Raw genomic sequence first — 26,083 nt, forward strand, 5'->3', positions numbered from 1 at the left:
CTGGCATCCCAGCCAGACGGTCCTTTTTTTTACACACTCTCTTCATTTCCAGCATTCATATCAGTTGCAATAAATAGCACACTAATACTTAATTCATCCCTTCACTAAACAAGTAGTCAACAATATCTCTTTGTCGATTTACATACTGCAAAGAATGTATAAAGTATGCGTATATCTGTTATTGCAAAAAAAATATTTGGTTAAAATGTTAAGAAGTTTAATTTGTGGATGGGAAGAGTGTGACCTGAGTATTTATCGTCAGGCTTATTCTGTTTATGGCGGAAGTGTATGCACACACCCGGATGTGCTAACTTACCTGGCAAACAAACGAAAAAAAGACATTCGTTTTTTCTGTAGAAAAAAAGATGGTATTATTGTCTCATCTACTTACTCCATCAGTGGATCCCTGAATCTCTATTCAAAATCGCACCCGTTTGTTTTTGAGGACATAATATTACCCAGCGCCCCTCATTCAAAATTTTTCCTTCCCGTCAGGACAAAAAAACTTTCACCATTACAGAAAAACTCGTTCATCAATTCATTCAGCAGTAAAATGCTGAATGATGAGATATGTCATATGAAATCTGTATTTTCTTCAAAAACGATTAAGAAAAGAAATGGCGAAAGGAATCGTTTCCTCAAGCTTGGAGGGGAAATACTGGATGTGAATACTCTTTCTGCTGAGGAAATTTGCGACAGTTACATAAACTTATTTAATGCTCGCTGGCGCGGTAAGATATCACCCTATCCAAGAGAGAACCTGCTGGATGCTATTGAAAATCTGAGGCATATGGTTTTTGGCTCCGCGCTCGCATTCAATAAAAAAATCATAGCAATTGATTTAATATTCAAAACTGAATGTCCAGAATGGATTTATTTCGATGACATCAATGGTGGATATGATCCCCAATATAATGACATTGGTGCGGGGAGCGTCTTGCTCTGGGAAAATTATAATCGCGCCCGGGAGCTGTGTGAGCGGGATGAGAAACAAATCATATTCTCATTGGGAAAAAACTTCTCCGGAATGGAGTATAAAAAACAGTGGTGTAATATCATTCCTCTGAGACGTGTATTTTGATGAAATTTTATGACGTACCTTAGCTGTACGTCTTATAAAAAATAAGACTACGGCCACTCGGATCTTTGCAAACTTCTTAGTCCATTATCTGCTGAGCACTTTTCATGGTGACATTTTTGTTTGCAATTTCTCTTGCGGCCTCTTTAAGGGCTATATTCATCGCCACCGTTGTTACTGGCTTTGCAACGCCTTTTACGCGATTTGATTTACTCTGAAAAACATAGATATCCAGGGGGTTAGCCAGCTTTCTTTTATTAAATAATTGCCGCAGTATCTTGCACAGTCTCACTGTCCGCGACTCAAATTTTGGTGTTGCCGCGAGATACAACAGATCATCGTTAATATCACTGTATTTTATGTTTACAACCCGGCAGCTTTCAGTACGTAAAAAAAATAACGTCAACCATAAATCACCCCACGTCTTTGAAATTCGGTACAACTTCTGATGAATGACCATGAATTCATCAGTGGTTATAGAATCAGTTTTCGCCATTGAAAACGCCTGCATCAAGCTTTAGCATGCCTTAACATAACATTAACTATTTAAATATTTATTCAACGCCTGTGCTGTCGCCTCCTGAAGCCAGGCGTGGCTGAATAAGCCGCTCGGTTTAATGATAAAAGTCATGAAAAAGAGATGTATTTTAGAGAAAGGCATCAGCGAGGTTTTAGAGTAAGGAAAAAAGTTATATATTCCAGTCCGTTAATTCCACATATTCCTTCTGAGTTCAGAGGCTTCTTCATGTCATGGCAATTCTTCAAACAGACTTACCTGGTTAAGTTCTGGTCACCTGTTCCGGCCGTTATCGCGGCAGGCATTCTCTCTACTTATTATTTTGGCATTACCGGTACCTTCTGGGCCGTAACCGGCGAATTCACCCGCTGGGGTGGCCAACTGCTGCAACTCGCTGGCGTACATGCCGAAGAGTGGGGCTACTTTAAACTCATTCATCTGGACGGTACGCCGCTCACCCGCATCGACGGGATGATGATCATCGGCATGTTCGGCGGCTGTTTCGCGGCGGCGCTGTGGGCAAACAACGTTAAGTTGCGTATGCCCAAAAGCCGGATCCGCATTCTGCAGGCGATTATCGGCGGCATAATTGCCGGATTCGGCGCGCGCCTGGCGATGGGGTGCAACCTTGCCGCCTTCTTTACCGGGATCCCTCAGTTTTCTCTTCACGCCTGGTTCTTTGCTGTCGCCACGGCCATTGGCTCTTACTTTGGTGCAAAATTCACTCTACTGCCGCTGTTTCGCATTCCAGTGAAAATGGTAAAAGTCAGCGCAGCGTCTCCGTTAACCCAGAAGCCCTCTCAGGCACGCCACCGTTTCCGCCTCGGAATGCTGGTCTTTTTCGCCATGATCGCATGGGCGCTCTGCACCGCTCTGAATCAGCCCAAACTCGGTCTGGCGATGCTGTTCGGTGTGGGTTTTGGTCTGCTCATTGAACGCGCGCAGATCTGCTTCACCTCCGCGTTTCGCGATATGTGGATCACCGGGCGCACGATGATGGCGAAGGCGATTATCGCCGGGATGGCGGTCAGCGCCATCGGCATCTTCAGCTATGTTCAACTGGGCGTCGAACCAAAAATCATGTGGGCCGGTCCTAACGCGGTCATTGGCGGCCTGCTGTTCGGCTTCGGGATCGTGCTGGCTGGCGGGTGTGAAACCGGCTGGATGTATCGCGCCGTCGAAGGCCAGGTGCATTACTGGTGGGTGGGTCTGGGAAATGTGATTGGTTCTACGATCCTGGCGTATTACTGGGATGACTTGTCTCCCGTCCTGGCCACCAGCTGGGACAAGGTCAACCTGCTGAATACCTTCGGGCCTCTCGGCGGCCTGTTGGTCACCTACGCCCTGCTGTTGGTCGCTTTTTTACTGGTCGTCGCACAGGAGAAACGCTTCTTCCGCCGTGCCACTGTCAAACCTGAAACGCAGGAGAACGCCGCATGAAAGAGATCGTGCCTGATTACCGTCTGGATATGGTCGGTGAGCCCTGTCCTTATCCGGCGGTTGCTACGCTTGAAGCACTACCGCAGCTTAAGAAAGGTGAAATTCTGGAGGTAGTCAGCGACTGCCCGCAGTCCATCAACAACATACCGCTGGATGCGAAAAACCACGGTTATACGGTGCTGGATATCCAGCAGGATGGCCCCACCATTCGCTATCTGATTCAAAAATGATCGTTAAGGGCCTCGTAAGGGGCCTTTATCGTATTGAATTATAAGACATCTTGATCCACGGCAAAAACGCAATTTTCGACTTAAGTAAAATCTCATTTCCCTTTTGAAGGAGGTTTTCGCGGTTTGATGTATTTACGAGCTTTACTGGTTTTCGCCTTATTGATTCCCTTCCATGCGCTGTCCCTGAATTTCTCTTCTACCTTCCTGCGCCTTAATTGTCCGCAAAGAGGACTTGTCGAGGTTATTCTTCACGTTTATGACCACACCCAGGAACGATGGCACGGTCATTTTGAAACCGGCGCGGGGCACAAACGTGCGGGTGATACCGAAATTATCCCGTTTGCCAACGGCGATATTCTCTTCCATTCCCTGTCGAGCGACGCTTTCAGCTATTTATATGATGGGGAAACGATCCTGAGGCATTGCGTAAAGCTTGATGAGCGGCCGGTTTATCCGTCGTTTTGAAGTGAGCAAAGCAAACTGGCCACCCTGTGGCCAGTTTGACGGCGGATCAGAAACGATAACCCGCAGAGAACATGAACACCCACGGATCCAGGCGAGTATTGATACTTTGCTGCTGACCGCCCGCCTTGAAGCGTACGTCCGTATCAATATCCATGTACCAGACCGAGGCGTTGATCAGCCAGTCGCGATTAATCAGGTAATCCAGACCGACCTGTCCCGCCATGCCCCACGAATCTTTCAGGCTGAGATCCGTCAGGCCCGCCTCTTTACCGGTATCGTTGAATTTCTCATCAAAGAAGGTGGTGTAGTTCACACCGGCACCAATATAAGGGCGCACCTTGCTGCTTGAGTCACCAAAGTACCATTGTGCCATCAGCGTTGGCGGTAAATGGTGAACCGTGGCGATATCACCGGTCGGCCCGAGACCCACGCGATGACGGAACGGCGTTGCTGCCAGAAGCTCAACACCAACATTATCCGTCGCCATATAGGTGAACGTTAAACCTAACTGGGTGTTATTACTGACGCTAAAACCGCCCATACCCAGCACGTTATCCGATCCTTCAGTTGGGCGAACCGTAGCCGAACCGGCACGAATAAAGAATTCGCCTGCTTCATGCGCATACGCGCCGCCAGAGAGACTGCTTAATACAAGGGCTGCCACCGCTAATTTTTTCATATCCGCTCCATCGTTGTGGTTTTAATCGCGGGTGAGAATATACTCACAAAAGGGTAATAAGTGATCTGCCACAGATCACATTAAAACCAGTAACTTAACATTCATTGATCTGGATTAATTTTTTGTTACGCATCCAAAACCAATAAGTTGTTTCCATGTCAATTTTTGGCATTTCACGGTTACAAAATTTTCCCTTTTCCCCCTCTTGCTCTTCCTCTGGCGGCTGGATAATTTATCGCTTCACAAGTTGATTTGATGCGTTCTTCTTTTGCAGGTGTGCCATGAGTGATATTAACCCGTGCATGACGTGCGGAGCCTGTTGTGCGTATTTTCGAGTCTCTTTCTACTGGGCCGAAGCCAGCGATGGCGGCGGTAGCGTTCCGGTTCATCTTACCGAGCCGTTAACCCCCTTTCTGCGCTGCATGAGCGGCACAAACCAAAAGCAGGTCCGCTGCGTCGCGCTACAAGGCGAGCCTGGGGTCTCTACCCGGTGTTCTATCTATGAGGATCGCCCCAGCCCGTGCCGGGAATTTGCCATGTCGGGGGAAGATGGGCAGGTCAACGAAGCCTGTAACCGCGCCCGCGCCCGCGTTGGATTACCGCCGCTTTACAAAGATATGCTTTTCCATACAAGCCTTGATGCTGCCACAGCAGGTGCATCCGGTGTACAATTGCCGGCTAATTAACACCTGCAATACTCAAGGAGAGTGCATGTCTATCACGGCGAAGTCTGTCTACCGTGACACGGGAAACTTTTTCCGCAATCAGTTCATAACCTTTTTACTGATCGCGTTGCTATGTGCCTTTATCACGGTGGTGCTGGGCCATGCCTTCTCACCGAGTGAAGAACAGATTGCCAGCCTCAGCCAGGGCGACCACCTTGCGGGTAGCGTGGGGTTGTTTGAACTGGTGCAAAACATGACGCCTGAGCAGCAGCAAATTCTGCTGCGCGCTTCTGCCGCGTCCACGTTCTCAGGCCTGATTGGTAATGCAATTCTGGCGGGCGGCGTTTTGCTGATGATTCAGCTGGTATCGGCGGGTCACCGGGTCAGCGCCTTGCGGGCGATTGGTGCCAGCGCGCCGGTCTTACCTAAGCTGTTTATTCTGATCTTTTTGACCACCCTGCTGGTGCAGATGGGGATTATGCTGGTCGTGGTGCCGGGTGTATTACTGGCTATCGTGCTCTCATTTGCGCCGGTGATGATCGTGCAGGATAAAATGGGGATTTTTACCGCGATGCGCAGCAGCATCCGACTGGCATGGGCTAATATGCGTCTGGTGGCGCCCGCCGTGATCGGCTGGCTGCTGGCCAAAACGCTGCTGTTATTGTTTGCGCCGAATTTTGCGGTATTAACGCCCAATGTTGGCGCGGTAGTGGCGAATACGCTGAGCAATCTGATTTCAGCGGTACTGCTGGTCTATCTGTTCCGCCTGTATATGTTAATTCGTCAGTAATCCCGAGGCGGGGGGCATCGCTGTCTCCCGCCCCGCTCAGAAGATGGAATCACAGAATGAAGCAGTTTCTTGATTTTTTACCGCTCGCGGTTTTTTTCGCTGTCTATAAGTTGTACGACATTTTTGCTGCAACAAAAGCATTAATCGTTGTGACCGCCGTTGTGCTGATCTATAGCTGGATTCGCTATCGCAAAGTCGAAAAAATGGCGCTTATTACGTTCATCTTGGTGGCGGTGTTCGGTGGATTGACCATTGCCTTGCATGATGTTGAATTTATTAAGTGGAAGGTGACTGTTATTTATGCGTTGTTTGCAGCAGCATTACTGTTCAGTCAATGGTTCATGAAAAAGCCCCTTATCCAGAGCATGTTAGGTAAAGAACTAACGCTGCCGCAGGTAGTCTGGTCGCGTCTGAATACTGCCTGGGCAATCTTCTTTATTCTCTGTGGTCTCGCTAATATCTATATCGCCTTCTGGCTGCCGCAGGATATCTGGGTCAACTTTAAGGTCTTTGGTCTGACTGCGCTGACGCTTATCTTCACGCTGTTAAGCGGTGTATACATCTATCGTCATATGCCGCAGGACGACAACCACTGATTACTGACTGACCAGAACGTCAACGACAGGTGTTCTGGTCTATTCTCTCCGCTGTGAAATCATAGTAGCATCCCGCCTGAAGTCTTCCGTTACGAGTTAAAACAATGACAACAACTAACGCCCCTCAGGGCGAACTGGTTTTACGCACACTGGCAATGCCCGCTGACACCAATGCCAATGGCGATATTTTTGGCGGCTGGCTGATGTCGCAGATGGATATGGGCGGCGCAATTCTGGCAAAAGAGATCGCCCACGGGCGCGTGGTGACGGTGCGGGTGGACGGCATGACCTTCCTGCGCCCGGTTGCGGTAGGGGATGTGGTTTGCTGCTACGCGCGCTGCGTGAAACGCGGCAATACCTCCATTTCCATCAACATCGAAGTCTGGGTGAAGAAAGTCTCTTCTGAGCCGATTGGGCAGCGTTATAAGGCCACTGAAGCGCTGTTTATTTATGTCGCAGTGGACAGCGAGGGTAAACCTCGTCAACTTCCACAAGCCTGATCGACAGGCAAAAAAAAAGCCTCCTTTCGGAGGCTTTTTTTATTCCATCTGCGCCCCGCCGTTCAGGCGGAAAACGATATTAACGATCAATCCGCTGCCCGGCTTGCCTGGCTCATAGCGCCATCTGCGCATGGCAGATTTCACTTCGCGCTCAAACATATTAGAAGGCTGAGCAGACAAGATTTCCACGTTATCCACGCGGCCATCCGCAGTGACATCAAATTTCACCCGTACGCGGCCTTCAATACGCAAGGCCTGAGCTCGCGCCGGATACTGAGGCTGATTGCGGCTTACGGCTCGCGGGCCCGCCGGTGCGGTAACCGTTGGCTTTGAAGTCGTTGCCGTATTGTTCATCACCGGACGTGAAGGCGCTGCATTTTCGACCGGCTGGGTCGCGCGCGGTTCAACCGGACGTTCCTCGCGTTTCGGACGCTCTTCGACCTTCTTCACCGGTTTTGGCTTCGGTTCAGGCTTGTGGATCACCACCGGGGCTTCCTTCGGTGGCGCCGGAACAGGCTCGGGTTCAGCCACCGGCTGTGGCGGCGGAGGGGCAACCTGCGGCGGTTCAAGATCCGCTGGCGAGACCATCGTCACCGAAATCGGCTGCGCGGGCGCTGGCATTTCAATAACCTGATGAACCGAGGTATACAGCAGACCCGCCACAACGGCACCGTGAATCACGACAGAAAGCAGCGTCGGCCAGGGAAAGCGGCGAGGTAAATCAAGGGTCATCGAAGTCATAGTCATCAACGTTAAAAAACCGAACACTGATTTTAAATGCAAATAGCAATCATATTCAATAAGACACTTTGTTCTGACGCAACTTTAGCGCATGAGAGGCCAAAAAAGGCGCATTCAGATCAGGGTATTAACATTGTTTTTATTTTACATTGCAGTCGTTTGCCCTTTCACATAACGTAACTGACACTTTTACCGGTTAAGGAGCTTCGCCGTGTTTTACGTGATTTACTCTGAAGATGTTGCTGATTCGCTCGAAAAACGCCAGGCTGTGCGCCCTGCGCATCTGGCACGTTTGCAGTTGCTTCAGGATGAAGGTCGATTACTGACCGCCGGCCCTATGCCTGCAGTAGACAGTAACGATCCGGGCGCCGCCGGTTTTGCCGGCTCTACGGTTATTGCTGAGTTTGAATCCCAGGAAGCCGCTCAGGCCTGGGCTGACGCAGATCCGTATGTTGCAGCAGGTGTGTATGCGAAGGTGACGGTTCGACCGTATAAGAAAGTGTTCTGATACCAAAGCGGCTCCGCAAGGAGCCTTTTTTATAGCGCCGGTTGTGCGTCTTTATACCGGGTAAACTGCTGCTCTGTAATCAGGCTTCCCCACTGGTCGCCTTCCCACTCTTTTACCAGCGTAAACCCAAACGACTCGTACAGACGCCGGGCGGCGGTCAGCTTATTGAATGTCCAGAGGTGCACGGCTGAAAAACCGGCGCTGTCGCAAAAACGCATCGCTTCATTCAGCAGTTTTTTCCCCACGCCGTGTCCCCGGCAGCCATCATCAAGAATAAACCAGCGAAGATGGGCTTCACCCGGTGCCAGATCCTCGCCATCGATCGCCACTGACCCCACTATCCTGCCGTTCATCATTGCCAGCCAGATCTGGTTGCACGGCTTATCCAACCGTTCACTAAATTCTGCGAGTCCTGTCGCCACTTTGGCCTCAAAAAAGCGGCCAAAATGATGTTCACGAGCGTAATAACTCCCGTGCATTTCCGCTATACGGCCAATCATGCCGGGGATATACCCCTGCACTATCGTAAGCTCGTCTGGGTGCGTCTCGTTGCCCGACTCACGGCATGCCTGCAGCGCATTGGCATAAAGGGTGAGCCCCTCCGAAATGGTCTGCTGCTGGGCAGGAGCAAGGCATTTTATTGCTGAGACCACGCGCTCATTGCTGAAGGCATTAATTTTGCTGACCGTCTCGTGACCTTTCTCGGTCAGCCTGAGGCTCTTTGCTCTCGCGTCCTCAGTAGAAATAACTTCCTCGAGTTCGCCTGCGGCAATCAGGCGAGACAGCATCCGGCTGACGCTGGACTTTTCCAGGCCCAGCAGTTGCACCAGCTGACTCGCCGTCATCTGTTTGCGTAAGGCGATTTCGACCAGGGTATGGACGGCCGAAGGTGAGTAGCTCGTTGAGGCCAGGGTTGAACCCATAAAACCTAACTCTCGCACCATGAGGCGCGAGGAACGTCGAATAACGCTGACTACCGGGGTTTCGCTGTGCATGTTCTGTCCTCATCATTTAGTTGTACTATACAACTAAATGATGAGGGATTGTCAAACAGAATAAAAAGGCTCCCGCAGGAGCCTTTCATTCATCAATGCAGCGACGCTAACCTCGCCGCAAACCCGACAAACAGCAGCCCTATCAGCCCGTTCCCCAGCTTTGCCAGTTTCTTTTTCGTTTTGAGATAACGCGTGACAAACGCACCGGAGAAGATCAGGAAGCTCATGTACATGAAGCTTATCAACTCAAGCGTCGTCGCGAGGATAAGGAAAGAGGTGCCGGTGCTCTGTGCGTTCACGTCAATAAACTGAACGAAGAACGATACGTAGAACAGAATCGCTTTTGGATTGGTCAGGCTCAATACCAGCGAACGTTTCATGATCATACTGGCAGGTTCGGGGCCGCTCTCATGCGCGTTTTTCTGACGGTTCACCACCGACCAGAGCATTTTGCCCCCCAGCCACAGCAGATAAAAGGCGCCGAGATAGCGCACGATGTTAAACAGCACCGGCGTGGTCTGGATTAATGCTGCGACACCCGCCCAGGCCAGAAACATCAGAACCGCATCACCGATAAATACGCCTGTGGCGGCGAGATACCCTTTTTTAACGCCGTGTCCAATCCCGGTTTTCAGCACAAACAGGGTATTCGGCCCCGGTACCAGCACGATAAAAAACGCGCCAACAACATACGTCCAGAAATTCAGTACGCCAAACTCCGCAAACACTTCTTCTCCCTCCTTTTGCTCAATACAGCAGGAATAGCGCTGCAAATACGCTACTCCTAAAAATCAGACGCTATAAAATCAGCGGGCACCATTACGGTGCCCTCATGGTACTCAGATATCCTGGACTGCGAACAGCAACGCGTTGCGATGCCGGGTCATTCCACATTTTCTGATGGCGTGAATACGCATATTGCGGCGGGATTGTGCTTCCAGCCAACGAGCCTTGCGACGACTCACCTGTCGCAACATGCGCCAGCGCCCTACTTCTGTTCTACTGCGCTTCATGTCTACAACTCTTTCTCTAACACTTTTTCTCTAAAAGAAAGACCATTATAAACCCAACCCTGCGGCAAACCAGCGCTTTTACCTGGCGTTTTTATTTGCCAGATGAATCCTGATGCGTACACTCATAACAATACGCTTTCAAAAGGATTTTTTTACCTATGACAACCTTCTACACCGTGGTGAGTTGGCTGGTCATTTTGGGATACTGGCTGTTAATCGCAGGTGTGACATTACGCATCCTGATGAAGCGCAGAGCCGTTCCCTCTGCCATGGCCTGGCTTCTGATAATTTACATCCTCCCGCTGGTGGGAATTATTGCCTATCTCTCTTTCGGCGAGCTTCATCTGGGTAAACGCCGCGCAGAGCGGGCCCGTGCAATGTGGCCCTCAACCGCAAAGTGGCTGAACGACCTAAAAGCCTGCAAACATATCTTTGCCGAGGAGAACAGTAGCGTCGCCTCGTCACTGTTTAAGCTGTGCGAGCGCCGTCAGGGGATTGGTGGCGTTAAGGGCAATCAGCTCCAGCTGCTGACCTCGTCCGACGACGTCATGCAGGCATTAATCCGCGATATCCAGCTGGCGCGTCATAATATCGAGATGGTTTTTTATATCTGGCAGCCCGGCGGGATGGCTGACCAGGTCGCTGAATCGCTGATGGCCGCGGCGCGACGCGGCATTCACTGCCGTCTGATGCTTGACTCCGCAGGCAGCGTGGCATTTTTCCGTAGCCCCTGGGCGGGCATGATGCGTAATGCTGGGATCGAGGTGGTCGAGGCGCTGAAGGTCAATCTCCTGCGCGTGTTTCTGCGCCGGATGGATCTCCGCCAGCATCGCAAAATGATCATGATCGATAACTATATTGCCTACACCGGCAGCATGAACATGGTTGACCCGCGCTTCTTCAAGCAGGACTCTGGCGTGGGCCAGTGGGTGGATTTGATGGCGCGAATGGAGGGGCCGATTGCCACCTCGATGGGCATCGTTTACTCCTGCGACTGGGAGATAGAAACCGGCAAACGCATTCTGCCGCCACCGCCGGACGGCAATATTATGCCGTTTGAAGAGGCCAGCGGTCACACCATTCATACCATTGCTTCCGGGCCGGGCTTCCCGGAGGATTTGATTCATCAGGCGCTGCTGACGGCAACGTACTCGGCGCGTGAATACCTGATCATGACGACGCCCTACTTTGTTCCCAGCGATGACCTCCTTCACGCGATCTGTACCGCGGCGCAGCGCGGCGTCGATGTGAGCATTATATTGCCGCGCAAAAATGACTCCCTTCTGGTGGGCTGGGCCAGCCGGGCCTTCTTTAGCGAACTGCTGGCCGCAGGGGTGAAGATCTACCAGTTTGAAGGTGGATTGCTCCACACCAAAAGCGTGCTTGTCGACGGCGAGTTAAGCCTGGTGGGAACGGTCAATCTGGATATGCGCAGCCTGTGGCTCAACTTTGAAATCACGCTGGTTATTGATGATGCCGGCTTTGGTGGCGATCTCGCCGCGGTGCAGGATGATTATATCTCCCGCTCGCGGCTGCTGGATGCCAGACTGTGGGTAAAACGTCCGCTGTGGCAGAGAATTGCCGAACGACTGTTTTACTTCTTTAGTCCGTTGCTGTAAAACGTGCCCAACGATGTTTAACAGGTAGTCATCATGGAAATGGATCTGAACAATCGCCTGACCGAAGACGAAACGCTCGAGCAGGCCTATGACATTTTTCTCGAACTGGCGGTTGATAACCTCGATCCCGCAGACGTGATCCTCTTTAATCTGCAGTTCGAAGAGCGCGGCGGCGCTGAATTGTTCGACCCTTCAGAAGACTGGGCTGAACATGTGGATTTCGATCTGAATCCTGACTTCTTTGCCGAAGTGGTCATCGGACTGGCCGATGAAGACGGTGGCGAGATTAACGATATTTTCGCTCGCGTCCTGCTCTGTCGAGAGAAAGACCACAAGCTGTGCCATATTCTCTGGCGCGAATAATAAAAAAGGCTGCGATTGCAGCCTTTTTTATTTACTCCGGCAACGCACTTCCGCAGCGGTTACAAAACCGCGCGTTAAGGTCATGTTCACCCTGGTGACATGCCGGACATTTGCGCTGCTGCTTGCGGCTCTGAAATGCGCTGCTCATGTGCGTGGTAATAAGCCCGGTCGGAATAGCAATAACCGAATAGCCAATCAAAATCAGCACTGAGGCTACAATGCGGCCCAGCGGCGTATGGGGCGTTATATCACCGTACCCCACGGTCGTCACGGTTACTATCGCCCAATAAACGGACGCATTGAGCGTCGTGAAACCATATTTCGGCCCCTCTATCAGATACATCAGCGCGCCAAAAACGATCATGACGATGGCAATAAACGAGTAGAAGAGAATAAGCTGATGCCGCGCGCTGACAATTGCGCTCCAGAACACGCGCAGTGAGGGCATAAAACGCAGTAATTTCAGAATACGTAATACCCGAATCACGCGCATCGCCCGCCAGGCAAAAACATAGCTCAGGCTGATTTCCGGCCACAGCCACATGACGTAGAGCGGCAGAATAGTGGCTAAATCAATAAATCCCCAGAAGCTGAAAACATATCGGGCCGGGTTGGGCCACGCAATTACTCTGAGCAGATATTCAGCGGTAAAAACCAGGGTAATCGCCAGCTCAAGCCAGACAAAGACATGCCATTCGTCAAACGTCAGGTGGTATTGCGTCCCGGCACCCGATTCAATAAAAATGACCACCACGCTGAGGAGCGCAAATAACCCACAAAGACCTTCGAATCGTCGTCCGGATACCGTTTCAGGATCGAATAAAACATGATAAAGCCGCCGACGGGCTGACGTGAATAAACGCGACACAGTAACCTCGCAAAAAATAAGGGCTGACATCATGTCAGCCCTTGCGATTATAACGGGTCTACTTTCAGGCAGGAAACCGCATGTCGGAAACTGCCTTCGAGAACCGGTCGCGTTTTTGCACATTCCGGCCCGGCCATTGGGCAGCGCGTGCGGAAGACGCAGCCCGACGGCGGGTTAATGGGTGAGGGTAATTCCCCTTCCAGAAGCTGGATAGTCTTATTCTTTTCCAGATCGGGATCGGGGATCGGTACCGCGGACATCAGCGCTCTGGTATATGGGTGCAATGGATTGTGGTACACCTCGTCATAGGTGCCCAGCTCCACGGCGTGACCCAGGTACATCACCAGCACGCGGTCAGAGATGTGTTTCACCACGGCCAGGTCATGCGCGATGAAGATCAGCGACAGCCCCATTTCGCGCTGCAGCTTCTGCAGCAGGTTAACCACCTGCGCCTGAATGGACACGTCGAGCGCGGAAACCGGCTCATCACAGATAATCAGCTTCGGTTCGAGGATCAGGGCGCGCGCAATACCAATACGCTGACACTGACCGCCTGAGAACTCGTGCGGATAGCGGTTGATGAGGTTAGGCAACAGGCCGACTTTCAGCATCATCGCCTTAACGCGATCGCGCACTTCCTGACGGGACATCTTCGGATGATAGGTCCGCAGCGGCTCGGCAATAATCTCACCGATGGTCATACGCGGGTTTAATGACGCCAGCGGATCCTGGAAGATCATCTGGATATCGCTGCGCACCTCGCGCCACTCGTCGGGTTTCATGCCCAGCAGATCTTTACCCAGCCAGGCCACTTTACCGTCGGTGGCTTTCACCAGACCGATAATGGCGCGCGCAAAGGTCGATTTACCGCAGCCGGACTCGCCCACCACGCCCAGGGTTTCCCCTTCATACAGGCGCAGCGTGACGCCGTCCACCGCTTTCAGGGTCTTCGACGGCTGCCAGAACCACTGTTTGCCGTCTTTGATGTCGAAATGCACCTTAAGGTCAGCAATCTCGAGCAGCACATTGCGTTTTTCATCTAATGCGTTCATACCAGCTCCTCCTGCGGCTTAAAGCAGGCGCGCAGACGGCCTGGTGCAAACTCTTCCAGCGGCGGTGCGCTGTTGCAGATTTCCATCGCGTGCGGACAGCGCGGCTGGAACGGACAGCCTTTCGGCAGGCGCAGCAGGTTTGGCGGGTTGCCCGGAATGGTGAGCAGGGATTCCCCTTCCGCATCGAGGCGCGGTACCGCGTTCAGCAGGCCAATCGAGTAAGGATGAGCAGGCTGATAGAACACGTCACGCGCTTTGCCGTATTCCATGGTACGACCGGCATACATCACCAGCACTTTGTCACAGATGCCCGCCACCACGCCCAGGTCGTGGGTGATCATGATAATCGCCGTGTTGAACTCACGCTTCAGCTCGTTCAGCAGGGTCATGATTTGTGCCTGAACGGTAACGTCCAGCGCGGTGGTCGGTTCGTCGGCAATCAGCAGTTTTGGTCGGCACAGCAGCGCCATCGCAATCATCACGCGCTGGCGCATACCGCCAGAGAACTCGTGTGGGAACATACGCATGCGCTTGCGCGCTTCCGGCATTTTCACCGCATCGAGCATTTTGACCGACTCTTCGAAGGCTTCCGCTTTACCCAGGCCTTTGTGCAGCATCAGAACTTCCATCAGCTGCTCGCCGACGCGCATGTACGGGTTCAGCGAGGTCATCGGATCCTGGAAAATCATCGAGATCTGCTCGGCGCGCAGCTTGTTCAACTCGTGCTCCGGCAGGTTGAGGATTTCGCGACCGTTGAATTTCGCGGAACCGCCAATCACACCGTTAGCGGCCAGCAGGCCCATTAGCGCAAAGGCGGTCTGGGATTTCCCGGATCCGGATTCACCCACGATGCCGAGCGTTTCGCCCGCTCGCAGGTTGAAGTTGAGATCGTTCACGGCGGTCACATCACCGTCCGGGGTCTTAAAGGTGACGCGAAGATCTTTTACGTCCAGCAGAAGGTCGCTCCGCTGCTGCGCCTGTGGCGCGGTTGCCGTTTCAATGATTGTCATGACGGCGCTCCTTAACGGTCTTTCGGGTCGAGGGCATCACGCAGGCCATCGCCGATAAAGTTAAAACAAAACAGGGTAACGACCAGGAAACCCGCCGGGTATAACAGCAGCCACGGTGACACTTCCATTGAGTTTGCACCGTCACTCAGCAGCGCGCCCCAGCTGCTCAGCGGCTCTTGCGTACCCAGACCGAGGAAGCTCAGGAAAGATTCAAACAGGATCATGCTTGGCACCAGCAGTGAGGCATAGACCACCACCACGCCCAGCACGTTAGGAACGATATGGCGAACCACGATATTCCCGGTAGAGACACCGCCGACCTGCGCGGCTTCGATAAACTCTTTGCGTTTGAGGCTCAGGGTCTGGCCGCGGACAATACGCGCCATATCCAGCCAGGAAACCATCCCGATGGCCACGAAGATCAGCAAAATATTCTGACCGAAGAAGGTCACCAGCAGGATGACGAAGAACATAAACGGGAAGGAGTTCAGGATTTCCAGCAGACGCATCATTACCGAGTCTATTTTGCCGCCAAGGTAGCCGGACAGTGAGCCGTAGAGCGTACCCACGATCACCGCCACCAGCGCGGCAGCAATACCGACCATCAGTGAGATACGGCCACCGATAGCGACACGCACCAGCAGATCGCGTCCTGAGGAGTCCGTGCCAAAATAGTGGCCTGATTCCATATCCGGCGCGCTGGACATCATGCCCCAGTCGGTGTCGAAATAGGTAAATTGCGACAGCATCGGCGCCAGGGTCACAAACAGCGCGATGATCACCAGAACAACCAGACTGGCAACCGCCGCACGGTTGTGCATGAAGCGACGGCGCGCGTCCTGCCAGAGGCTACGACCTTCTACTTCCAGTTTTTCACTGAAGTTTTCCAGCGCCTCGCTGTTTTTCTTACTCAACATCATGGCGTGCTCCAGTTAGTAACGGATTTTCGGGTCGATGACGGCGTACAGCACATCGACGATTGCGTTAAAGAGAATGGTCAGCGCACCGACGAGAATGGTCAGGCTCAGTACCAGCGAATAGTCGCGGTTGAGCGCGCCGTTAACGAACAGCTGACCAATGCCCGGCAGGCCGTAGATTGTTTCGATAACCATCGAGCCGGTGATGATCCCGACGAATGCCGGTCCCATGTAGGAGAGCACGGGCAACAGCGCCGGTTTGAGCGCGTGGCGGAAGATAATCCGACGCATCGGCAGCCCTTTAGCGCGCGCGGTACGAATGAAGTTCGAGTGCAGCACTTCGATCATTGAACCACGGGTAATACGCGCGATACTGGCGATGTACGCCAGAGATAATGCCACCATTGGCAAAATCATGAACTTCAATGCCCCGCCGTTCCAGCCGCCACCCGGCAGCCACTTCAGCGTGATGGCAAATATCATCACCAGTAATGGCGCAACAACGAAGCTGGGTATCACTACCCCGGTCATTGCCACCCCCATTACGGCATAATCCCATTTGGTATTTTGTCTGAGCGCGGCGATAACGCCTGCGGTGACCCCGAAAACGATGGCCAGAATGAATGCCGCAGCCCCCAACTTAGCCGAAACCGGGAAGCTGGACGCCACAAGGTCGTTAACGGAATAGTCTTTATATTTAAATGACGGTCCAAAATCACCGTGAGCCAGCTGCTTCAGATAATTGAAGTACTGGGTGGAGATGGGATCGTTTAAGTGGTATTTCGCTTCGATATTCGCCATGACTTCTGGCGGCAGCGTACGTTCACCGGTAAATGGACTTCCCGGCGCAAGGCGCATCATGAAGAAGGAAATCGTGATGAGAATAAATAGCGTTGGAATCGCTTCAAGACAGCGACGTAGGATAAATTTCAACATTGCCCGTACCTTCTGGCGTGTGCCTATATTATGTGACGTTGGTTAGACACCGTGGGGCGAGCACGCCCGCCCCACTCATTGCCATTAATGCTTGATAATATACAAGTTTTTAACGTAGATATTATCCATCGGGTCTTTACCGGTATACCCACCTACCCATGGTTTCACCAGACGGGCGTTAACGTAGTAGTAAACCGGAACGATCGCGGAATCTTTATCCAGCTGCTGCTCGGCCTTAGAGTACAGTTCCGTACGCTGTGCTTCGTCAGTGGTTTTCAGCGTGTCGCCAATCAGCTTGTCGAACGCCGGGCTCTTATAGTGCGCGGTGTTGTTCGAGCTGTCGCTCAGCATGGTATTCAGGAAGGAGGTCGGTTCGTTATAGTCCGCACACCAGCCAGCACGTGCCACATCAAAGGTGCCCTGATGACGGCTGTCGAGGAAGGTTTTCCACTCCTGGTTCTCCAGCTTCACGTTCGCGCCCAGGTTTTTCTTCCAGATCGAAGCGACGGCGATAGCCAGTTTTTTGTGCAGATCGGAGGTGTTGTACAACAGGCTGAAGGTCAGCGGCTTATCTGCGGTATAGCCCGCTTCGGCCAGCAGTTTCTTCGCTTCTGCGTTACGCTGTTCCTGCGTCTGTTTGAACCAGTCTGGCTCGGTCAGTTTTGCACCATCGGTGTATGGAGGGGTATAGCTGTATGCCGGCAGATCGCCCTGGTTTTTCACTTTGTTTACGATGATATCGCGATCCAGAGCCAGCTTCAGCGCGGTACGTACACGTACGTCGGTGAACGGTGCTTTCTGGTTGTTGATTTCATAGTAGTAGGTGCACAGGTACGGATCGACGTGAACTTCTTTAGGGATCTCTTTCTTCAGTTTCTGGAACAATTCAATCGGCATGTTGTTATAGGTCATGTCGATTTCACCGCTGCGGTAGCGGTTAACGTCAGTCACTTCGGACGAAATTGGCAGGTAGGTCACCTGATTAATGACGGTTTTCGCGTTGTCCCAGTATTGCGGATTACGCTCAAGCACCATACGCTCGTTGACCACCCAGTCTTTCAGCTTATAGGCACCGTTGGTCACGATATTGGCAGGCTGCGTCCATTTTTCACCAAATTTTTCCACGGCGGATTTTGGTACCGGGGAGACGGACGGGTGAACCAGCAGCTTATAGAAGTACGGAACAGGTTCGCTCAACGTCACTTCAAAGGTATTCGCATCAATCGCTTTTACGCCCAGGTCGGTAACAGGTTTTTTACCCGCGATGATGTCATCAATATTGGCGATGTGGCCATATTGCAGGTAGCTCGCATACGGAGAAGCGGTTGTTGGGTTCGCCAGACGCTGCCAGCTATAAACGAAATCTTCGGCCGTGACCGGTGTACCGTCGGACCATTTCGCATCTTTACGCAGATGGAAGGTCCAGACTTTGAAATCTTTGTTTTCCCATTTTTCGGCTACACCCGGCGCCGGGTGGCCGTCTACGTCTGTCACCAGCAGGCCTTCGAACAGGTCGCGGTTAACGTTAGACTCAGGAACACCTTCAATTTTGTGCGGGTCAAGAGACTGAACTTCCGCACCGTTGTTACGCACCAGCGTTTGCTTCTCAGCCAGTTGAACACCTGCAGGAACGTCCGCAGCCATTGCAGCGTTGCCCGCGATTAGCGCAGTTAAAATCCCCGCCGCTACCAGATTTTTTTTTGTGATGATGGACATTGTGTTGGTACTCCACTCATTATAATGACTGGCCTTCGCCAGCTGTGTAATCCCCTGTTGGGGCCTGTACAGCGCAGGAGTTTTTTTTTGCTGCTGTCAGGTTCTTCTTTTACTGCTTGCTATCACCGACTTTTTTATTACTGACCGCTCGTATGGCCGTCTTGCGTCGATTCTTTACAGGCCACCCTGTTTGAGACCTGCGTTGGATATCTGAGAAGAGAACCATATGAAAATAATTCTCATCTGTTTGTTTTATGCTGCAAAATATTAGGCCGGAAAGTATCAAATGGCGTAAACGTGCGCCAATACATTTTGCAAATTTGTTAAGCAATTCTCTTTTACGGTGAGTACCGCATCGTTGAGGGCAGCCCTGCCGGACATCGAACATCAATTAAAAAACATGATATTCAACAAGATAGAGAAATTTTTCTCTACAAGCGCGTCGCTGCGCTATCATCGAGTGACTTTGTACAAAAATTTAACAACTGGTTATTATTTAGCACATTCATCTAGGGGAATGTTGAAATTACTAATATCATTTCGGTTATCTCTCAGCAAGCCCCAGAGTATCATGTGAGTAAAATAACAGAGCGATCGAAGATTTTCTGCGCAGGCGGGTTTGAGGGGAATTAATAACTTGTTGAAATACAAGCAATGAACATTATTAGTAGAATTTATTATGATATGTGAGCATTTCAACTTTAGTTATAGGATTTACTGATAATGATGTAAAAAAACGGAGCCGTGGCTCCGTTCTTTCATATGCAATATCAGTGCAGCAAACCGGGGAAAATGCTTTTAATACCTGTAACGATAAATTCAATCCCTAACGCCATCAGCAGCAGGCCCATGATACGCGTTATGACGTTAATGCCCGTCTGACCCAGTAAGCGCACCAGCCAGGGTGCCATGCGGAACACGCCCCAACAGCAGAGCGCGAAAATGGCAATCGCCACTGAAAAACCAATCAGGTGCATCAGGCTATGATAGCGCGTCCCCCAGACAATGGTTGAACTGATGGCACCAGGACCGGCCATCAGCGGTAAGGCCAACGGCACTACGCCAATGCTTTCGCGGATAGCGGTTTCTGACTTCTCTTGTTTATTCTGCTTATCCTCGCCCAGCTTACCGCTGATCATGGACATGGCGATGGTCACCACCAGGATCCCACCCGCAATGCGGAAAGAGTCGATCGAAATCCCGAAGAGCTGGAGAATGGCGTCACCCAGAAAAAGAGAGGTGAGCAATATGATCGCCACTGACAGGTTAGCGGTCAGGTTGGTCTTGTTCCTGGCCGCCGCCGTCTGGTAACTCGTCATACTAATGAAGACAGGAATGATCCCCACCGGGTTGACCAGGGCAAACAAACCAATAAAAAATTTAAAGTACGTTGGAAAATCAAAGAGCGTTTGGATCACGTTTTGCTCCGCTTATACACATGCCCTGGACTGACAATTCGTCATGAGAAATCGCGCTGAAGATACCCTTTTTATTAGCATACTTCACTCGAAATCTGTGCCAAAACGTTATCATTTCAGGATGTTAAACATATGTATAATCAATGATAGCGCCGCTTCCAATACTTACGTAATTATTTAACACTGGAAAAATCAGCACGAAATAACCCTGCTGAAAGGTATCAGCTTGGGGGAAAATTGACACAGATCATGATTTCCGTACTCAGAAGTGAGTAATCTTGGTTACACCCCCAGGGAGATCACCTGACAAAAGGGATGATGCCAAGGTAAGGCTCTTTTAGTAAATTAGTGTGCTGACGCAGAAAGTAACTCTTTGTTTTACTTTGTGTTACGCAAGTCGTATCGGCTCTGTCTATACTGTGTGACGTATCGAGCGCTGGTTTACTAAAAGAGTTTAAACATTATCAGGAGAGCATTATGGCTGTTACTAATATCGCTGAACTGAACGCCCTCGTCGAGCGCGTTAAAAAAGCCCAGCGTGAATATGCCAATTTCACCCAAGAACAGGTTGATAAAATCTTCCGCGCGGCCGCACTGGCTGCTGCAGATGCTCGAATCCCTCTCGCTAAAATGGCCGTTGCCGAATCCGGCATGGGTATCGTGGAAGATAAAGTGATTAAAAACCACTTCGCTTCCGAGTATATCTATAACGCCTATAAAGATGAGAAAACCTGTGGCGTGCTGTCCGAAGACGACACCTTCGGTACTATCACCATCGCTGAACCTATCGGCATCATCTGCGGTATTGTTCCGACCACTAACCCAACGTCTACCGCTATCTTCAAATCGCTGATTAGCCTGAAGACCCGTAACGCAATCATCTTCTCTCCACACCCACGTGCGAAAGACGCGACCAACAAAGCTGCGGATATTGTCCTGCAGGCGGCGATCGCTGCTGGCGCACCAAAAGATCTGATCGGCTGGATCGACCAACCTTCCGTTGAGCTCTCCAACGCCCTGATGCATCACCCGGACATTAACCTGATCCTGGCGACCGGTGGTCCTGGCATGGTTAAAGCGGCATACAGCTCCGGTAAACCAGCCATCGGTGTGGGCGCCGGTAACACCCCTGTTGTTATCGACGAAACCGCTGACATCAAACGTGCCGTTGCGTCTGTACTGATGTCTAAAACCTTCGATAACGGTGTGATCTGTGCATCTGAACAGTCTGTTGTTGTTGTTGACTCCGTGTACGACGCCGTTCGCGAACGTTTCGCCAGCCACGGCGGCTACCTGCTGCAGGGCAAAGAGTTGAAAGCAGTTCAGGACATCATCCTGAAAAATGGCGCGCTGAACGCCGCTATCGTGGGTCAGCCAGCGTACAAGATTGCTGAACTCGCAGGCTTTACCGTTCCGGCAACAACTAAAATCCTGATCGGTGAAGTAAAAGTTGTCGACGAAAGCGAGCCGTTTGCACATGAAAAACTGTCTCCAACGCTTGCAATGTACCGTGCGAAAGATTTCGAAGACGCGGTAGAAAAAGCCGAGAAGCTGGTTGCCATGGGTGGTATCGGTCACACCTCTTGTCTGTACACTGACCAGGATAATCAGCCAGAGCGTGTTGCTCACTTCGGTCAGATGATGAAAACTGCCCGTATTCTGATTAACACCCCTGCTTCTCAGGGTGGTATCGGTGACCTGTACAACTTCAAACTCGCACCTTCCCTTACTCTGGGTTGTGGTTCCTGGGGTGGTAACTCCATCTCTGAAAACGTTGGTCCAAAACACCTGATCAACAAGAAAACCGTTGCTAAGCGAGCTGAAAACATGTTGTGGCACAAACTTCCGAAATCTATCTACTTCCGCCGTGGCTCACTGCCAATCGCGCTGGATGAAGTGATTACTGATGGCCACAAACGTGCGCTCATCGTGACTGACCGTTTCCTGTTTAACAACGGCTACGCTGACCAGATCACCTCTGTGCTGAAAGCGGCTGGTGTTGAAACTGAAGTGTTCTTTGAAGTTGAAGCTGACCCTACCCTGAGCGTTGTGCGTAAAGGTGCTGAGCTGGCTAACTCCTTCAAACCAGATGTGATTATCGCACTGGGTGGTGGTTCCCCAATGGACGCCGCGAAAATCATGTGGGTCATGTACGAACATCCTGAAACCCACTTCGAAGAACTGGCGCTGCGCTTTATGGACATCCGTAAACGTATCTACAAGTTCCCGAAAATGGGCGTAAAAGCGAAAATGATCGCGGTCACCACCACTTCCGGTACCGGTTCAGAAGTCACGCCATTCGCGGTAGTAACGGACGATGCGACAGGTCAGAAATACCCGCTGGCTGACTATGCCCTGACCCCAGACATGGCTATCGTCGATGCGAACCTGGTCATGGATATGCCGAAGTCACTGTGTGCGTTCGGTGGTCTGGATGCGGTAACTCACGCCCTGGAAGCTTACGTTTCTGTACTGGCGTCTGAGTTCTCTGACGGTCAGGCTCTGCAGGCTCTGAAACTGCTGAAGGAAAACCTGCCAGCGTCCTATAACGAAGGGTCTAAAAACCCGGTAGCACGTGAACGCGTTCACAGTGCAGCAACCATCGCCGGTATCGCGTTTGCGAACGCCTTCCTGGGTGTTTGCCACTCTATGGCGCACAAGCTGGGTTCACAGTTCCACATTCCTCACGGTCTGGCGAACGCCCTGTTGATCAGCAACGTTATTCGTTATAACGCTAACGACAACCCAACCAAGCAGACTGCTTTCAGCCAGTACGACCGTCCGCAAGCACGTCGTCGTTATGCTGAAATCGCAGACCACCTTGGTCTGAGCGCACCGGGCGACCGTACTGCTGCGAAGATTGAAAAACTGCTGGCATGGCTGGAAAGTCTGAAAGCTGAGCTGGGTATTCCTAAATCTATCCGTGAAGCGGGCGTACAGGAAGCTGACTTCCTCGCTCATGTAGATAAGCTGTCTGAAGATGCATTCGATGACCAGTGTACAGGTGCCAACCCGCGCTACCCACTGATCTCCGAGCTGAAACAGATTCTGCTGGATACTTTCTACGGTCGTGAGTTCAAAGAAGGTGACGTTGCCGCTGTGAAAACAGAAGTTCCGGTCATCAAAGCTGACAAGAAAGCGAAGAAAAGCGCTTAATTGACAGCAAATGAAAAACCCGCCTTTATGGCGGGTTTTTTTATGTCTGAATAACAAAGCTGACGTTATTTTCTGTTGTCGTGCTGAATCGCCGTCAGCGAGCCTACAGACAGCGCTTCTTTATAATGCTTACGACAGACCGATACATAGCGTTCATTACCGCCTATAACCACCTGCTCACCATCTGCATAAGGTTTTCCTGCCTGGTCGAGACGAAGCACCATACTGGCTTTGCGACCGCAGAAGCAGATCGTTTTTAATTCGACGAGTTTATCCGACCAGGCGAGCAAATACTGACTCCCGGCAAAGAGCTCACCGCGAAAATCCGTCCGCAGCCCATAGCACAGAACAGGGATATCAAGCTCATCAACCACCTCGGAAAGCGCGTGAACCTGTTCACGCGTCAGAAACTGGCTCTCATCGACCAGGACACAGTGAATAGGCCGCTCAGCATGTTCCGTGCGAATGTCCTCAAACAGATCGGTTTTCGGGTTAAACAGCCTGGCAGGTGACGAGAGTCCTATTCTGGAGCTCACCTTCCCTGCGCCAAAGCGATCGTCAATCTCAGCCGTATAAACAACGGTACGCATCCCGCGCTCCTGGTAATTGTACGAGGATTGCAGCAGCGCGGTGGATTTACCGGCATTCATCGCCGAATAGTAGAAATACAGTTGTGCCATTGGCCGTAAAACCCTAATCAATGTGTAATATTCCCGATGAGTCATTGTACCATATTTTGTCAGGTCATCAGCGATACAGCGCACAGAGGATGTAGTTCAGCGCGGCGTTCAGAACCTTCTGTTTTCGAAAATAATCCGTTAAAACATGAAGTAAACGCATGCAGCCAGGCCAATATGTTATATGTTAAGCCCAACATAACACTTGTTTTTATAGTGGAATCACCGTTCATTAAAATTCACCATTTATTAACTATTTCAGCCTTAACATCACGGGGGGGTACTAATACAAAAGGCTGATATTTATCCGCCGCAACTATAATTCCTGCGGTAAATGTCACAAAAAAAAGAGGCAATCAACCGGACAAAGCAGGTTGATGTGATAACAAGCGAGACTGTCGGGTGATGAAATTTAAGTTAGCGTAATTAATAATAGTGAGACGATTTAGTATTTTTTGAATTCCTTACATTCCTGGCTATTGCACATATGAATTTATGGCTCTATTATTAGGTCAACAAACCACCCCCCCATTATAAGTTTGAGATTACTACAATGAGCGAAGCACTTAAAATTCTGAACAACATCCGTACTCTTCGTGCGCAGGCAAGAGAATGCACCCTCGAAACGCTTGAAGAAATGCTGGAAAAATTAGAAGTTGTAGTTAATGAACGTCGCGAAGAAGAAAGCGCTGCTGCTGCTGAAATCGAAGAGCGTACTCGTAAACTGCAGCAATATCGTGAAATGCTGATTGCTGATGGTATCGATCCAAATGAATTGCTGAACAGCATGGCTGCGGCTAAAACCGGTACCAAAGCCAAGCGTGCTGCTCGTCCTGCTAAATATAGCTACGTTGACGAGAACGGCGAAACTAAAACCTGGACTGGCCAGGGTCGTACTCCTGCTGTTATCAAGAAAGCCATGGATGAGCAAGGTAAACAGTTGGATGACTTCCTGATCAAGGATTAATCACGGCACATTCAGAGAAATCCCGCATATTGCGGGATTTTTTTTAACCTAAATTTGTCCCAAACATCCTCTTACACTCTGTCATAAAGCATTATTTAACAACTTTATCGACTGTACTTTCAGACAGGTTTTCGGGAGTGGTACAGGCATAAAAAAACCGGTGGGCAGCGCCTCACCGGTTTCGAACATTTACAACCGTGGCTTATTTCTTAATACCTACGCTCTCTTTGAGCCAGGTTTTAAATTCTTCGCCAAGGGTATTGTGGCGGATACCATATTCAACAAACGCCTGCATATAACCGAGCTTATTACCGCAGTCATGGCTCTTACCTTTCATATGGTAGGCCTCAACGGTCTCTTTCTCGATCAGCATATCGATGGCATCCGTCAGCTGGATCTCATCACCCGCTCCTGGAGGCGTTTTAGCCAGCAGAGGCCAGATTTCAGCACTCAGGACATAGCGACCTACAACAGCAAGGTTTGAAGGGGCTACATCGGCTTTAGGCTTCTCTACGACGCCAACCATTGGCACACTTTCACCCGGCTCAAGGTTAACGCCTTTACAGTCAACCACACCGTATGCCGTTACGTCTTCAACAGGCTCAACCATAATCTGGCTGCTGCCGGTTTCGTCGAAACGTTTGATCATTTCAGCCAGGTTATCCTGAGAAAGATCGGATTCGTATTCGTCCAGAATAACGTCAGGCAGAATTACCGCTACAGGCTCATCACCCACAACAGGATGCGCGCACATAACAGCGTGACCCAGACCTTTAGCCAGCCCCTGACGAACCTGCATAATGGTGACGTGTGGAGGGCAAATAGACTGAACTTCTTCTAACAGCTGACGCTTAACACGCTTTTCCAGCATGGCTTCAAGTTCAAAGCTTGTATCGAAATGGTTTTCGATAGAGTTTTTAGATGAATGCGTAACCAGCACAATTTCAGTGATGCCGGCTGCAATGCATTCATTAACGACATACTGGATTAATGGCTTATCAACCAGAGGCAACATCTCTTTAGGAATCGCCTTAGTTGCTGGTAACATCCTGGTCCCCAATCCCGCTACCGGGATAACGGCCTTTCTGACTTTCGAATTTAGGGCAGCCATTCAAATTCTCCTGAGCTGTTCAAGTTTTGAACTTTTATGCAATAAATAACGCGTTG

General features: G+C 50.8%; 28 protein-coding genes. 13 read left to right on the forward strand and 15 right to left on the reverse strand.

Translation table 11 applies throughout. From position 1 onward, the window contains the following. The first annotated feature begins 205 nt into the window (after window positions 1–205). Window positions 206–1,081, forward strand: a complete 876-nt coding sequence (locus OTG14_RS08860) for a GNAT family N-acetyltransferase (RefSeq protein ID WP_248272260.1) — start codon at window positions 206–208, stop codon at window positions 1,079–1,081. A 76-nt stretch (window positions 1,082–1,157) separates the two neighbouring features. Here the strand turns inward: OTG14_RS08860 and OTG14_RS08865 are convergent, their stop codons facing one another. Beyond that, complete coding sequence (locus tag OTG14_RS08865; RefSeq protein WP_024907108.1) at window positions 1,158–1,574, reverse strand: hypothetical protein; 417 nt, start codon at window positions 1,572–1,574, stop codon at window positions 1,158–1,160. A 249-nt stretch (window positions 1,575–1,823) separates the two neighbouring features. Between OTG14_RS08865 and yedE the strand changes: the two genes are divergently transcribed. From yedE to OTG14_RS08880, 3 genes are all read left to right on the forward strand, one after another. Further along, window positions 1,824–3,035, forward strand: coding sequence for a selenium metabolism membrane protein YedE/FdhT (yedE, locus tag OTG14_RS08870; protein WP_267214956.1), 1,212 nt, complete (start codon window positions 1,824–1,826; stop codon window positions 3,033–3,035). Next, a complete protein-coding gene (gene yedF, locus OTG14_RS08875) occupies window positions 3,032–3,265 on the forward strand; it encodes a sulfurtransferase-like selenium metabolism protein YedF (protein WP_003856774.1) in 234 nt (77 codons plus the stop codon). The genes yedE and yedF overlap by 4 nt, the downstream gene beginning before the upstream one ends. Window positions 3,266–3,391: 126 nt before the next feature. Continuing rightward, window positions 3,392–3,730: a hypothetical protein gene (locus tag OTG14_RS08880; RefSeq protein WP_063621876.1), complete on the forward strand. Its 339-nt coding sequence runs from the start codon at window positions 3,392–3,394 to the stop codon at window positions 3,728–3,730. A gap of 46 nt (window positions 3,731–3,776) precedes the next feature. Here the strand turns inward: OTG14_RS08880 and ompW are convergent, their stop codons facing one another. After that, the gene (gene ompW, locus OTG14_RS08885) at window positions 3,777–4,409 is read right to left on the reverse strand and encodes an outer membrane protein OmpW (protein ID WP_024907105.1); all 633 of its coding nucleotides are present in this window, start codon (window positions 4,407–4,409) and stop codon (window positions 3,777–3,779) included. A gap of 281 nt (window positions 4,410–4,690) precedes the next feature. Between ompW and OTG14_RS08890 the strand changes: the two genes are divergently transcribed. From OTG14_RS08890 to yciA, 4 genes are all read left to right on the forward strand, one after another. Next, complete coding sequence (locus OTG14_RS08890; RefSeq protein WP_267214957.1) at window positions 4,691–5,095, forward strand: YkgJ family cysteine cluster protein; 405 nt, start codon at window positions 4,691–4,693, stop codon at window positions 5,093–5,095. Between the two features lie 25 nt (window positions 5,096–5,120). Next, a complete protein-coding gene (locus OTG14_RS08895; protein WP_267214958.1) occupies window positions 5,121–5,864 on the forward strand; it encodes a YciC family protein in 744 nt (247 codons plus the stop codon). Window positions 5,865–5,920: 56 nt separating this feature from the next. After that, entirely contained in the window at window positions 5,921–6,460 is a 540-nt protein-coding gene (locus OTG14_RS08900) for a septation protein A (protein WP_028018783.1), read from the forward strand. 104 nt (window positions 6,461–6,564) lie between these two features. Further along, complete coding sequence (yciA, locus tag OTG14_RS08905; protein WP_008502796.1) at window positions 6,565–6,960, forward strand: acyl-CoA thioester hydrolase YciA; 396 nt, start codon at window positions 6,565–6,567, stop codon at window positions 6,958–6,960. Window positions 6,961–6,999: 39 nt separating this feature from the next. Here yciA and tonB read toward each other — a convergent pair whose 3' ends face one another. Continuing rightward, window positions 7,000–7,692 carry a TonB system transport protein TonB gene (gene tonB / locus OTG14_RS08910; protein WP_267215208.1) on the reverse strand — a complete coding sequence of 231 codons (693 nt, stop codon included), beginning with the start codon at window positions 7,690–7,692 and terminating at the stop codon, window positions 7,000–7,002. 220 nt (window positions 7,693–7,912) lie between these two features. On the opposite strand from tonB, the gene OTG14_RS08915 reads away from it, so the two are divergent. Next, window positions 7,913–8,209 (forward strand): YciI family protein, encoded by a 297-nt coding sequence (locus OTG14_RS08915; protein ID WP_024907101.1) that lies wholly within the window; start codon window positions 7,913–7,915, stop codon window positions 8,207–8,209. A gap of 29 nt (window positions 8,210–8,238) precedes the next feature. On the opposite strand, the gene OTG14_RS08920 is transcribed toward OTG14_RS08915, so the two are convergent. The 3 genes from OTG14_RS08920 to OTG14_RS08930 form a co-directional block, all read right to left on the reverse strand. Then, the gene (locus OTG14_RS08920) at window positions 8,239–9,204 is read right to left on the reverse strand and encodes a bifunctional helix-turn-helix transcriptional regulator/GNAT family N-acetyltransferase (protein WP_267214959.1); all 966 of its coding nucleotides are present in this window, start codon (window positions 9,202–9,204) and stop codon (window positions 8,239–8,241) included. 92 nt (window positions 9,205–9,296) lie between these two features. Continuing rightward, on the reverse strand, window positions 9,297–9,932 hold the full coding sequence (gene leuE, locus OTG14_RS08925) for a leucine efflux protein LeuE (protein WP_023312092.1): 636 nt from the start codon (window positions 9,930–9,932) through the stop codon (window positions 9,297–9,299). Between the two features lie 111 nt (window positions 9,933–10,043). Continuing rightward, window positions 10,044–10,217, reverse strand: a complete 174-nt coding sequence (locus tag OTG14_RS08930; protein ID WP_021240326.1) for a YciY family protein — start codon at window positions 10,215–10,217, stop codon at window positions 10,044–10,046. Between the two features lie 158 nt (window positions 10,218–10,375). Between OTG14_RS08930 and cls the strand changes: the two genes are divergently transcribed. Then, entirely contained in the window at window positions 10,376–11,836 is a 1,461-nt protein-coding gene (cls, locus tag OTG14_RS08935) for a cardiolipin synthase (RefSeq protein ID WP_008502791.1), read from the forward strand. Between the two features lie 33 nt (window positions 11,837–11,869). Further along, window positions 11,870–12,199 carry an HI1450 family dsDNA-mimic protein gene (locus OTG14_RS08940; protein WP_006810881.1) on the forward strand — a complete coding sequence of 110 codons (330 nt, stop codon included), beginning with the start codon at window positions 11,870–11,872 and terminating at the stop codon, window positions 12,197–12,199. Between the two features lie 31 nt (window positions 12,200–12,230). On the opposite strand, the gene OTG14_RS08945 is transcribed toward OTG14_RS08940, so the two are convergent. From OTG14_RS08945 to OTG14_RS08975, 7 genes are all read right to left on the reverse strand, one after another. Then, on the reverse strand, window positions 12,231–13,100 hold the full coding sequence (locus tag OTG14_RS08945) for an ion transporter (RefSeq protein WP_048223634.1): 870 nt from the start codon (window positions 13,098–13,100) through the stop codon (window positions 12,231–12,233). A 14-nt stretch (window positions 13,101–13,114) separates the two neighbouring features. Further along, a complete protein-coding gene (gene oppF / locus OTG14_RS08950; protein ID WP_024907098.1) occupies window positions 13,115–14,119 on the reverse strand; it encodes a murein tripeptide/oligopeptide ABC transporter ATP-binding protein OppF in 1,005 nt (334 codons plus the stop codon). Further along, window positions 14,116–15,129 (reverse strand): ABC transporter ATP-binding protein, encoded by a 1,014-nt coding sequence (gene oppD / locus OTG14_RS08955; protein WP_045404931.1) that lies wholly within the window; start codon window positions 15,127–15,129, stop codon window positions 14,116–14,118. The genes oppF and oppD overlap by 4 nt, the downstream gene beginning before the upstream one ends. Window positions 15,130–15,140: 11 nt before the next feature. After that, window positions 15,141–16,049: an oligopeptide ABC transporter permease OppC gene (gene oppC, locus OTG14_RS08960; RefSeq protein ID WP_023312096.1), complete on the reverse strand. Its 909-nt coding sequence runs from the start codon at window positions 16,047–16,049 to the stop codon at window positions 15,141–15,143. A gap of 12 nt (window positions 16,050–16,061) precedes the next feature. Further along, window positions 16,062–16,982 carry an oligopeptide ABC transporter permease OppB gene (oppB, locus tag OTG14_RS08965; RefSeq protein ID WP_008502786.1) on the reverse strand — a complete coding sequence of 307 codons (921 nt, stop codon included), beginning with the start codon at window positions 16,980–16,982 and terminating at the stop codon, window positions 16,062–16,064. A gap of 84 nt (window positions 16,983–17,066) precedes the next feature. Further along, window positions 17,067–18,698, reverse strand: coding sequence for an oligopeptide ABC transporter substrate-binding protein OppA (gene oppA, locus OTG14_RS08970; RefSeq protein WP_024907095.1), 1,632 nt, complete (start codon window positions 18,696–18,698; stop codon window positions 17,067–17,069). Between the two features lie 770 nt (window positions 18,699–19,468). Further along, window positions 19,469–20,116 (reverse strand): YchE family NAAT transporter, encoded by a 648-nt coding sequence (locus OTG14_RS08975; RefSeq protein WP_021240330.1) that lies wholly within the window; start codon window positions 20,114–20,116, stop codon window positions 19,469–19,471. A 477-nt stretch (window positions 20,117–20,593) separates the two neighbouring features. Here OTG14_RS08975 and adhE point away from each other — a divergent pair, with 477 nt between their 5' ends. Further along, on the forward strand, window positions 20,594–23,272 hold the full coding sequence (gene adhE, locus OTG14_RS08980) for a bifunctional acetaldehyde-CoA/alcohol dehydrogenase (protein ID WP_032647603.1): 2,679 nt from the start codon (window positions 20,594–20,596) through the stop codon (window positions 23,270–23,272). A gap of 65 nt (window positions 23,273–23,337) precedes the next feature. Here adhE and tdk read toward each other — a convergent pair whose 3' ends face one another. Next, entirely contained in the window at window positions 23,338–23,952 is a 615-nt protein-coding gene (tdk, locus tag OTG14_RS08985; protein WP_024907093.1) for a thymidine kinase, read from the reverse strand. Between the two features lie 550 nt (window positions 23,953–24,502). Here tdk and hns point away from each other — a divergent pair. Continuing rightward, window positions 24,503–24,916 carry a histone-like nucleoid-structuring protein H-NS gene (gene hns / locus OTG14_RS08990; RefSeq protein ID WP_008502781.1) on the forward strand — a complete coding sequence of 138 codons (414 nt, stop codon included), beginning with the start codon at window positions 24,503–24,505 and terminating at the stop codon, window positions 24,914–24,916. A 202-nt stretch (window positions 24,917–25,118) separates the two neighbouring features. Here hns and galU read toward each other — a convergent pair whose 3' ends face one another. Then, the gene (gene galU / locus OTG14_RS08995) at window positions 25,119–26,027 is read right to left on the reverse strand and encodes a UTP--glucose-1-phosphate uridylyltransferase GalU (RefSeq protein WP_008502780.1); all 909 of its coding nucleotides are present in this window, start codon (window positions 26,025–26,027) and stop codon (window positions 25,119–25,121) included. Window positions 26,028–26,083 lie beyond the last annotated feature (56 nt).

The sequence above is a fragment of the Enterobacter pseudoroggenkampii genome (assembly GCF_026420145.1).
Lineage (GTDB): Bacteria > Pseudomonadota > Gammaproteobacteria > Enterobacterales > Enterobacteriaceae > Enterobacter > Enterobacter pseudoroggenkampii.

Bases quoted from the DNA above. Each gene is read 5' to 3' on its own strand.
- OTG14_RS08860 (WP_248272260.1), top strand. From the start codon at position 206: ATGTTAAGAAGTTTAATTTGTGGATGGGAAGAGTGTGACCTGAGTATT.
- OTG14_RS08865 (WP_024907108.1), bottom strand. From the start codon at position 1,574: ATGGCGAAAACTGATTCTATAACCACTGATGAATTCATGGTCATTCAT.
- yedE (WP_267214956.1), top strand. From the start codon at position 1,824: ATGTCATGGCAATTCTTCAAACAGACTTACCTGGTTAAGTTCTGGTCA.
- yedF (WP_003856774.1), top strand. From the start codon at position 3,032: ATGAAAGAGATCGTGCCTGATTACCGTCTGGATATGGTCGGTGAGCCC.
- OTG14_RS08880 (WP_063621876.1), top strand. From the start codon at position 3,392: ATGTATTTACGAGCTTTACTGGTTTTCGCCTTATTGATTCCCTTCCAT.
- ompW (WP_024907105.1), bottom strand. From the start codon at position 4,409: ATGAAAAAATTAGCGGTGGCAGCCCTTGTATTAAGCAGTCTCTCTGGC.
- OTG14_RS08890 (WP_267214957.1), top strand. From the start codon at position 4,691: ATGAGTGATATTAACCCGTGCATGACGTGCGGAGCCTGTTGTGCGTAT.
- OTG14_RS08895 (WP_267214958.1), top strand. From the start codon at position 5,121: ATGTCTATCACGGCGAAGTCTGTCTACCGTGACACGGGAAACTTTTTC.
- OTG14_RS08900 (WP_028018783.1), top strand. From the start codon at position 5,921: ATGAAGCAGTTTCTTGATTTTTTACCGCTCGCGGTTTTTTTCGCTGTC.
- yciA (WP_008502796.1), top strand. From the start codon at position 6,565: ATGACAACAACTAACGCCCCTCAGGGCGAACTGGTTTTACGCACACTG.
- tonB (WP_267215208.1), bottom strand. From the start codon at position 7,692: ATGACCCTTGATTTACCTCGCCGCTTTCCCTGGCCGACGCTGCTTTCT.
- OTG14_RS08920 (WP_267214959.1), bottom strand. From the start codon at position 9,204: ATGCACAGCGAAACCCCGGTAGTCAGCGTTATTCGACGTTCCTCGCGC.
- OTG14_RS08930 (WP_021240326.1), bottom strand. From the start codon at position 10,217: ATGAAGCGCAGTAGAACAGAAGTAGGGCGCTGGCGCATGTTGCGACAG.
- cls (WP_008502791.1), top strand. From the start codon at position 10,376: ATGACAACCTTCTACACCGTGGTGAGTTGGCTGGTCATTTTGGGATAC.
- OTG14_RS08940 (WP_006810881.1), top strand. From the start codon at position 11,870: ATGGAAATGGATCTGAACAATCGCCTGACCGAAGACGAAACGCTCGAG.
- OTG14_RS08945 (WP_048223634.1), bottom strand. From the start codon at position 13,100: ATGATGTCAGCCCTTATTTTTTGCGAGGTTACTGTGTCGCGTTTATTC.
- oppF (WP_024907098.1), bottom strand. From the start codon at position 14,119: ATGAACGCATTAGATGAAAAACGCAATGTGCTGCTCGAGATTGCTGAC.
- oppD (WP_045404931.1), bottom strand. From the start codon at position 15,129: ATGACAATCATTGAAACGGCAACCGCGCCACAGGCGCAGCAGCGGAGC.
- oppC (WP_023312096.1), bottom strand. From the start codon at position 16,049: ATGATGTTGAGTAAGAAAAACAGCGAGGCGCTGGAAAACTTCAGTGAA.
- oppB (WP_008502786.1), bottom strand. From the start codon at position 16,982: ATGTTGAAATTTATCCTACGTCGCTGTCTTGAAGCGATTCCAACGCTA.
- oppA (WP_024907095.1), bottom strand. From the start codon at position 18,698: ATGTCCATCATCACAAAAAAAAATCTGGTAGCGGCGGGGATTTTAACT.
- adhE (WP_032647603.1), top strand. From the start codon at position 20,594: ATGGCTGTTACTAATATCGCTGAACTGAACGCCCTCGTCGAGCGCGTT.
- tdk (WP_024907093.1), bottom strand. From the start codon at position 23,952: ATGGCACAACTGTATTTCTACTATTCGGCGATGAATGCCGGTAAATCC.
- hns (WP_008502781.1), top strand. From the start codon at position 24,503: ATGAGCGAAGCACTTAAAATTCTGAACAACATCCGTACTCTTCGTGCG.
- galU (WP_008502780.1), bottom strand. From the start codon at position 26,027: ATGGCTGCCCTAAATTCGAAAGTCAGAAAGGCCGTTATCCCGGTAGCG.